General features: G+C 69.7%; 8 protein-coding genes. 1 reads left to right on the top strand and 7 read right to left on the bottom strand.

The features are described from left to right. Positions 1-81: 81 nt before the first annotated feature. The 4 genes from ligD to VKA86_09865 all read right to left on the bottom strand — a co-directional run bounded on the left by ligD (position 82) and on the right by VKA86_09865 (position 4,216). Positions 82-1,005: a non-homologous end-joining DNA ligase gene (gene ligD / locus VKA86_09880; GenBank protein HKK71515.1), complete on the bottom strand. Its 924-nt coding sequence runs from the start codon at positions 1,003-1,005 to the stop codon at positions 82-84. A gap of 936 nt (positions 1,006-1,941) precedes the next feature. Continuing rightward, positions 1,942-2,241 (bottom strand): macro domain-containing protein, encoded by a 300-nt coding sequence (locus VKA86_09875; protein ID HKK71514.1) that lies wholly within the window; start codon positions 2,239-2,241, stop codon positions 1,942-1,944. 15 nt (positions 2,242-2,256) lie between these two features. After that, positions 2,257-3,345, bottom strand: a complete 1,089-nt coding sequence (locus VKA86_09870; protein ID HKK71513.1) for an alkene reductase — start codon at positions 3,343-3,345, stop codon at positions 2,257-2,259. Positions 3,346-3,373: 28 nt separating this feature from the next. Continuing rightward, positions 3,374-4,216 (bottom strand): sulfotransferase, encoded by an 843-nt coding sequence (locus VKA86_09865; GenBank protein HKK71512.1) that lies wholly within the window; start codon positions 4,214-4,216, stop codon positions 3,374-3,376. 185 nt (positions 4,217-4,401) lie between these two features. Between VKA86_09865 and VKA86_09860 the strand changes: the two genes are divergently transcribed. After that, entirely contained in the window at positions 4,402-6,138 is a 1,737-nt protein-coding gene (locus VKA86_09860) for an aromatic amino acid hydroxylase (protein ID HKK71511.1), read from the top strand. Here the strand turns inward: VKA86_09860 and VKA86_09855 are convergent. The 3 genes from VKA86_09855 to VKA86_09845 form a co-directional block, all read right to left on the bottom strand. Then, positions 6,132-6,515, bottom strand: a complete 384-nt coding sequence (locus VKA86_09855) for a phage holin family protein (GenBank protein ID HKK71510.1) — start codon at positions 6,513-6,515, stop codon at positions 6,132-6,134. The two genes, VKA86_09860 and VKA86_09855, sit on opposite strands and share 7 nt — an antisense overlap. 17 nt (positions 6,516-6,532) lie before the next feature. Next, entirely contained in the window at positions 6,533-7,006 is a 474-nt protein-coding gene (locus VKA86_09850; GenBank protein HKK71509.1) for a MarR family winged helix-turn-helix transcriptional regulator, read from the bottom strand. A 191-nt stretch (positions 7,007-7,197) separates the two neighbouring features. Beyond that, on the bottom strand, positions 7,198-8,366 hold a 1,169-nt coding region (locus tag VKA86_09845), incomplete at its 5' end, for a YihY/virulence factor BrkB family protein (GenBank protein HKK71508.1).

Below are 8,366 nucleotides of genomic sequence, written 5' to 3'. Positions count from 1 at the left end.
CCGAGATCACCGCGCGGGCGGGCATCCCCTCCGAGCGCGAGGCCGAGGTGCTCGCGGCCTTCCACGCCGCCCGCGGCTGAGTCATCGTCCGGAGGACTCGGCGCGGTCGAGCATCGCGTCGAGTTCCTCGCGCCGGCCATCCAGGCCGCGTGCGTGGCGGGCCATTCCGGCCCACGGGTCCTCTTTCTGGCCCAGGCGACGCGGAATCGAACGCAGGGTCCAGTCGCGCGGGTCCGCGCCGTCGCGCACCTCGTCCCAGTCGAGCGGCGTGGCCACCGGCGCGCCCGTGCGGGCCCGCACGGCGTAGGGCGTGACCGCCGTCGCCGCGTAGGTGTTGCGCATGGTGTCGAGGAAGACGCGGTCGCCGCGGCGGGCCTTTCGCTGCGCCAGCGTGAAGGCGTCGCCGTCGGAGCCGACGAGGACGCGGGCCACGTCGGTGGCGAACTCCCGCACGGCGTCGAAACGCGCACCGCGATCGAGGGGAGCCACCACGTGGAATCCCTTCGAACCGGTGGTCTGGACCCACGAGGGCAGGTCGAGGTCCTCGAGCAGGTCGTGCAGACCCAGTGCCGCTCGCCGGACCACGTCGAAGTCACGCGTGTCGGCCGGCGGATCGAGGTCGAAGATCATGCGATCGGGACGGCGCAGGTCGTCGCGGCGGGCCAGGTAGGCGTGCGGCGTGATCACCGCCTGGTCGGCCAGATAGACGAGCGCAGCTGCCGATTCCACGAGCGGAGCGTCGAAGCTGCCCTCGGTGCGTCGCGGGAACTCCACGGTGCCGATCCAGTCGGGGAAGTGGTCGGGGGTGTCGCGCTGGACGAAGCCCTCGCCGTCGAGCCCGTCCGGCCAGCGCTCCAGACCGACCGGCCGGTCGCGAAGGTGCGACAGCACGACCGCGGCGACGTCGGCGTAGTAGTCCACCAGGTCGCCCTTGGTGATCCCGTCGTCGGGAAAGAGCACCTTGTCGCGGCGGTGGATCTCGACTTCGCGGTCGCCGATCTGCATGGCGTCTCCGTGGTGGTCGGGTCGAGTGTGGATTCTTCCCCGGAGTGCGCGGCCTCGAGCATGCGCGAAGCGCGGGTCGGTGCCATCGGGGAACACCCGGGAGCAGGGTGCGCAGGACGGAAACAGCCGGCCGTGGCGCGTGTCACCACAGCTCCGAGGACGCCGACGACACCACCGGGTGGGCCGTCCAGGATCGTTCCGCCGGATCCGGCCGAGCTCCGCGTGCCACCGACCGGCGCGCCGTCGATCAGAGCGGACACGCTGCTCCCGAGGGTCGACAGGAGACAGCGCGTACGATCGCGGCGGCGGTCGGATCCGGCGGGGAGGTCGGTGACGACGCACTGCACGTACAACGTGATGCGTTCGAGCAGGGCGAAGTAGCACTCCAGCACCCGTGCCCGATCGCCGACGCCGGTCTGCGATGATCTCGATCGCCGGCGCTCCCGGACCCACGCCAGGACGTCGGCGACACCGGTGGTCGAACCGAGGACCGCGTCGGCTGCGTCCACGACCTCCGCGGGAAGCACCGGCACGGACCCGACAGGCCCGTCCATGACCACGTCCGCGTCCTCGAGGTTCCACAGGTAGGTCAGACCGGCCCGCCGGTCTTCGGGCCGGTCGGCGTACCGGCGGTCGACGAACTCGACCGTGGTCCGGTGGACAGCGACCGGGTCGGTCGGATCGGTGGTCGCGGCCTCGAGGTGATCGAAGTACGCGAACAGTTCGTCGCGAGCGATCTCGACGGGAAGGGGTACGACGGCACCGGGGGGCGTCGTCGGGTCTTCGCCGGCACATCCCGCGACGAAGACCGTCGCGAGCAGCCGGACCACGGGCGACCACGGAATCCGTCGGCGTTCGTTCAAGTCGGACCTCCGGATCGGAGCGTTCGCGGGAGGCGACGCACGCCGATGGAGGCGATCGGTGTGTCCCGGTTCCCTACGACCCCTGCCGCAGGCATGTCAATCGATACGCGAGAATCGTCGACGAACGATGACACCCCAGGCCGCCGGCGCCCGCGGCCGCGCCCGCGAGGTCCTCCACCGGGAACCCGTGGACGCCACAGCTGATCGCGGGGAACGCGATCGAGCGGCAGGCCTCGAGCAGGCGGGGGCCGGCCGCGTGGGGGGCCGCACCGTCGAAATCTCCGCCTCCGGCCAGTCTCGTGTTGGCCGCGGCGACCATGGCGTCGACGTCGAGCGAGGTGATGTCGTCGCAGTCGACACGGATCGAGGTCATGGGGCCTCCTCGGGATCAGCCGAGGGTCGGGTAGTCCACGTATCCGACTTCCCCGGGCGTGTAGAAGGTCTCGGGGTCGGCCTCGTTCAACGCGGTTCCCGCCTCGAAGCGCTCGAGCAGATCGGGATTCGCCAGGAAGGGTCGCGCGAAGGCGATCATGTCGGCCTTACCGGCGTTCAGATCGGCGTTGGCCCGCGCGTGGTCATAGCCTCCGGCCAGGATCACGGGTCCACCGAAGGTCTCGCGGATCGTGGCCTTGATCGCGTCGGGCACCGGGGGCGCGCCCATGGCCGAATGGTCGACGAGGTGCACGTACAGCAGACCGAAGTCGCGCAGGATCGCGGCCAGCCTCTGGTAGGTCTCGTCGATCTCGTCGTAGGGCTGCATCTCGTTGAACACACCGTAGGGTGACAGACGGATCCCGACGCGCTCGGATCCGATCGCCTCGGAGGTCTTCTCGGCGACCTCGGTGACGAAACGCAGCCGTCGCTCGACGTCGCCCCCCCAGTCGTCGTCGCGCTGGTTCGTGTGCGGGTTCAGGAACTGCTCGACGAGGTAGCCGTTGGCGCCGTGCAGTTCGACGCCGTCGAAGCCGGCCTCGCGGGCCTTGCGCGCCGCCCCGGCGTACTCGCCGATGGTCGCGCGGACCTCGGCGTCGCTCATCGCGCGAGCGGTCGGGATCGGCTGGTTTCCGTCGGGATCCACCCACATCTGCGTGGTCTCCATCGGAACCGGAGACGGAGCGAGCACCTCCGCACCCTCGGGCAGGTTCGCCGGGTGCGCGACGCGGCCGGTGTGCATGAGCTGGCAGAAGATCGTGCCCTCGCGCATGTGCACGGCGTCCGTCACCTGCTTCCATCCCGCGACCTGGGGTTCGCTGAAGACGCCGGGGATGCGGGGGTAGCCCAGGGCGTTCGGTGACGGAGCCGTTCCCTCGCTCACGATCAGACCCGCGCCCGCACGCTGGGCGTAGTAGCGAGCCATGAGGTCGTTCGGGATGCTGCCGATCGCCCGCGAGCGGGTCATGGGAGCCATGACGGCGCGGTTGCGCAGTTGGAAGGGACCGAGACGGACGGGTTCGAGCAGGGGTTGTTCCGCGGCCATGGTTTCGGGGCTTCCTTTCGCAGCGGGTTCAGCGCGCGGCTTCCCACCGCGCGAGACGGGGATGGGTGAGGACGCTCTCGGCGAAGTCGCGCAGGGTGGGATCGTCGCGGTGGGCCAGAGCACGGGAAGGATCGGCGGTGCCGGCCGCCGCCTCGAGATCGCCGGGCTCGACCTCGACGTCCAGGAATTCGCAGACGTCGCTCAGAGCGGCGCGTGGGTCGGTGACGAGGTCCTCGTAGATCAGTTCGTACACTGCGGCGTCGGGATGGCGTGTCCGCAGTGTCTCGAAGGCTTCTTCGGTCTCGGCCCACAGTTCGAAGGCGCGATCGAGTTCCAGACAGCGTACCGAGGCGAAGCGGGCCATGTGGGCGTCGCCGGCGAAGCGTGCGGCGTCGTCGTCGAGCTGTGCACGCGCTCGTCGCCACAGGCTGGCGGCGACGTCGACGCCGTGCCGGCGCATCATCACCAGCCGGGCGTCGGGTGCGATCTCGAGCCACAGGGGCCAGGTCACGGTGGTTCTCGGGTCCTTGAAGCCCCACGGGCCCGGTCCGAGGCCGCGGCCGAGCCGTGTCGCACCCAGGTAGGAGCGGCGAAAGCCGAAGGTGTCGAGAGTCGTCCGCATGGAATCGACGACGGCCTGGGTGCTGGGCCCGTGGCCGAGGAGGTCCAGCATCCCCAGGGGGCGGTCCCACGCGGCGTGCGCGCGGGCCAGGACCTCGTCGTTCAGTTCGAGCACGGCAATGGCCTCGTGGTTCGACTCGAGCCGGTGGCCGAGGAACACGCCCAGGCGGTCGAGCATCCGCGCCAGCATGGTGGTGCCGCTGCGGTGCATTCCCAGCAACACGACGGGGTCGGTCCTCAACCAGCTCATCGGCCGTCCTCGGGGTGGAAACGTCGGTTCGTCCGAGTGAAGCACCGACGCGCCGGCTTGGCCAGGGGGAGGTCCCCCACGGCCTTGGTCGCGGACCCGGGCTTCTTGTATGTTCGGAGGGTGGCCGTGACCACGGCCGGTTCCCCTGCGTCAGCCCAGAACCCCGATTCCGGCGGGAGGTCTCCATGTCGTCCACGCGCGATCGCATTCCGGCCCATCTGCGGCAATTCGTCGTCGATCAGGACTACGGCGCCTACGACGAGATCGATCAGGCGGTGTGGCGCTTCGTCCTGCTGCAGACCTACGCGCGCCTGAAGGAGACCGCGCATCCGGCCTACGTGGACGGACTGGCCCAGACGGGGATCTCGGTCGAGCGGATCCCGCGGATCGAGGAAATGGACGCCGGCCTGTCGGAATTCGGCTGGGGGGCGGTCGTCGTCGACGGTTTCATTCCGCCCCGTGCCTTCCAGGAGTTCCAGGCACACGGAATCATGACCATCGCCGCGGCGATCCGCCGCCGCCGCAACCTGGCCTATACGCCGGCGCCGGACATCATCCACGAATCGGCCGGTCACGCGCCCATCGTTCCCGACCCGACCTACCGCGAGTTCCTGCGCCGTTTCGGAGAGATCGGCGCGAAGGCTTTCGCCTCGCAGCAGGACCACGAGGTCTACCTGGCGATCCGGAACCTGAGCGAGGTCAAGGAGGACCGCGACAGCACGCCGGAGATGATCGAGGCGGCCCAGAAGCGTCTGGAGGAGGCCCAGGCGAACGTGACCTGGACCACCGAGGCGGCCCGGCTCGGACGTCTGCATTGGTGGACCGTGGAGTACGGCCTCGTGGGCTCGGTCGACGACCCGAAGATCTACGGTGCCGGCCTGCTCAGCTCGCTGGGCGAGAGCACCTCGTGCCTGAAGCCGCACGTCGAGAAGATTCCGCTGAGCGTGGCCTGCACCGAGATGGACTACGACATCACCCGCCCGCAGCCGCAGCTGTACGTGGCCGAGGACTTCGAGCACCTCAACGCCGTGCTCGACGAGTTCGCCGATGGCCTGGCCCAGCGCAGGGGCGGGGTCGAGGCCCTGGAGATGATGCGCGCCGCCGCGGAGCTGGGCACCGTGGAGTTCTCGAACGGCACGCAGGTCTCGGGTGTGCTCGAGGAGGTCGTCGACGCCGACGGCGCGCCGGCCTACCTGCGCTTCGGCGGCGAGTGCGCGCTGGCGCTGAACGGCTCGACCCTGCCCGAGCAGGGTCGCGACGAACACCGCGAGGGCTACGGCACGCCCTTCGGTCGGCTCGACGACGGCCGAGCGCTCGGCGAGATGACCGCCGAGGACCTCGAGTCCCTGCAGCAGGACGGGCGTCTGCACCTGCGCTACCGCAGCGGAGTGGAGGTCGAGGGCCGCCTCACCCGCACGCAGTGCGACGAGTCGGGCCGTCTGCGGGTCTTCACGCTCGAGGAAGCCCGTGCCCGCCTGGGCGACCGCGTGCTCTTCGCTCCCGACCGGGGACGCTACGACGTGGCCGTGGGCGAGGACGTGGTGAGCTGCTTCGCCGGTCCCGCCGATCCCGACTACCACCCGGCGACCGAGTTCTCGCACGCCACCGCCCCGCGCCCGAAGGACAACGAGACCGCGGCCGAGGAGGGCGCCGTGCTGCACCTCTACCGCGAAGCCCTGCGCCTCTGGGAGAACCCCCACGCGCCCGATCTGACCGACGGCTTCCGGCGCATCGAAGCCGAGTTGTCGGAGCATCCCGACGAATGGCTGCTCCGCTGGAACCTGCTCGAGTCGTTGCAGAAGGTGGATCGTGAGCCGGAACTGCAGGCGAAACTGCGTGAGGACCTTCTCGCGATCGAGAAGAGTGATCCGGACGGTCTGCCGATCTCCACGGGTCTGCGCTACCTCGAGGCCGTTCAGTAGCGATCGTGGAAGTGCGGCCCGTATTCCTCGTCGGGGGAGGGTCGCACCAGACTGCCGACGAAGGTCGACACCAGCCACATGACGATCGCACCGCCGATACCCCAGCCGATCGATGCCACCGAGAAGCCGGGCACGAGCCAGGCCGCGAGGGCGAAGAACATTCCGTTGAGGATCAGGTAGAACAGGCCCAGCGTGAGCACGGTCAGGGGCAGCGTCAACAGCACGACCACCGGCTTGACCACCGCATTCAGGAAGCCCATGACGATGGCCGCCACGGCGAGCGCGGCCAGCGAGCGGACCTCGACGCCGGCCAGCAGCCACGCGGTGACGGCCAGGGCGATCGAGGTCACCAACCAGTGACGCAGGAAGTCCTTCATCGACGTTTCCCCCCGGGTCAGGGACCTTCGAGTTCGACGTGCTCGCGGACCTGTGCGAGCACGTTGCGGGCGCGATCGAGGTCGGTGACGGGAACCGGCAGTCCCGCACGTTCCACCCAGCGGAGTTCGCGGCGGCGGACGCGGTCGACCGTGGCTCGGCCCTCGTCGGTCAGGGAGTGCAGCCACGCCGTCTTGTGTTCGGGGTTCTCACGGCGTTCCACGAGACCGCGCTCGATCAGGTGGTCCATCTGGGTCTGGACGCTCTGGCGCGACACGGGGCGCTTGCGGGCGAGATCGGGGACCGTCTGCCGATCGTCCCGTGCAATGTCGAACAGCAGTCCGCGCTGGCCGGCGTTGATCCCCTCGTCGGCCAGCATGGCGTCGCCGGCTGCACGCAGTCGGTGGAACAGGGCGCGGACCTCGTCGACGAGATCGAAGAAGGCGCGGGCGTCCTCGGGTGTCGAGCTCCGCTGCAGATCGTTCGGGACCACGATGAACTCCTTCGGGGCGTCGGGAGCGCTCAGGAGTGCTTCCGAGCTTGGGCGTCACCTCGGAGGCTGGCAAGCAGATTCGCGCTGTTCGGTGCCCCGGGCCGGTCACGCGAAGCCCCCATCGTGCGCGCCCCGTCCGAGGGGACCAGTGCTGTCGCGGTGCCCGACGAAGGGCCGCCTGTCGCCGGCGTTCACGATCCGTCGGTGGGAGCGCCCTCGGATCGGCGGGTGAGCGTGGTCAGGTCGAGGTTCGCCTCCGAGCCGGTCAGCGATCGGAGCAGTCGGCGATAGGCGCTGAGGACGGCGTCGGATTCCTTCCCACGCCGGGCATTCATGCCGTGGACGGCCGCGAGCACGTCGCTCATGGTGGTAGCGGAGGGGTCGCGACCCAGACTCCAGGCCGGCTCGTCCTCGACGATCGTGTCGACCACGATCCCCGCATCGATCACGGGCTCCATCTCCTCGGCCAGCCTCGACGGGGGCACCTGCAGCAACTCGGCCACCTTGCCGCGCCGCGCCGGCCCGCGACCCGCCAGGAAGGCCCGCGTGATCTCCGTGCAGCCGCGCAGGATCAGCAGGTCGCGCTCGCGGCGCAGGTCGAGCCCCAGGTTCTTCAGCATGCGGTGGTAGCGGGCCCCCTGGTGGGCGTGGGCGAACTCGGCGCCGAACATCACCGTGACCCACGACACGTAGATCCACACGAGGAAGATCGGGAAGGCCGCGAAGCTGGCGTAGATGGCGTTGTAGTTGGCCATCCCGATCTGGAACTTCACGTGGCCGATCTGCGCCAACTGCCACAGGAAGGCTCCGACGAGCCCGCCGAGGGCGGCCGACGTGGGTTTGACCCGGGTGTTGGGCAGGATCAGGTAGAGCAGCGTCAGCCCGATCCACATCGCTGCGAGCGGAGTCAGCTCGAACAGGGTGTCGAGCAGCTCCCCGAGGGCCGGCTGTTCCCGGATGCTCTGGACCAGCTCGGTGTTCTGGGCCGCGGTGGTGAACCCGACCGCGAGCAGGACGAGCAGTGGTGTGGCCACGGCCAGACTGATGTAGTCGGACAGCCTGCGGACCCAGCTGCGGGCCCGTTCGGCGCCCCAGATCCGGTTGAAGGCATCCTCGACGCCGCTCAGCACCCGGATCACGGCCAGGACGAGCACGGTCAGACCCAGGGCGCCGAGGCTGCCGACGTCGGTGGCCGAAACCAGCTCGAGGACCTTGTCGATCGCGTCGTGCAGCGATCGGATCGCCTGGGGTGCGTCGACGGTATCCGGGCCCAGGTTCGACACCAGGAAGGGTTCGATCACCTGATCGCGGAGCCGTTGGTACCCGCCCACACCCTTGGCCACCGAGAAGGCGAAGGCCA

The sequence above is a fragment of the Candidatus Krumholzibacteriia bacterium genome (genome assembly GCA_035268685.1).
GTDB lineage: Bacteria > Krumholzibacteriota > Krumholzibacteriia > JAJRXK01 > JAJRXK01 > JAJRXK01.
Note: the sequence above shows the minus strand (reverse complement) of the source record. Positions and strands in the feature narration are given on the sequence as shown.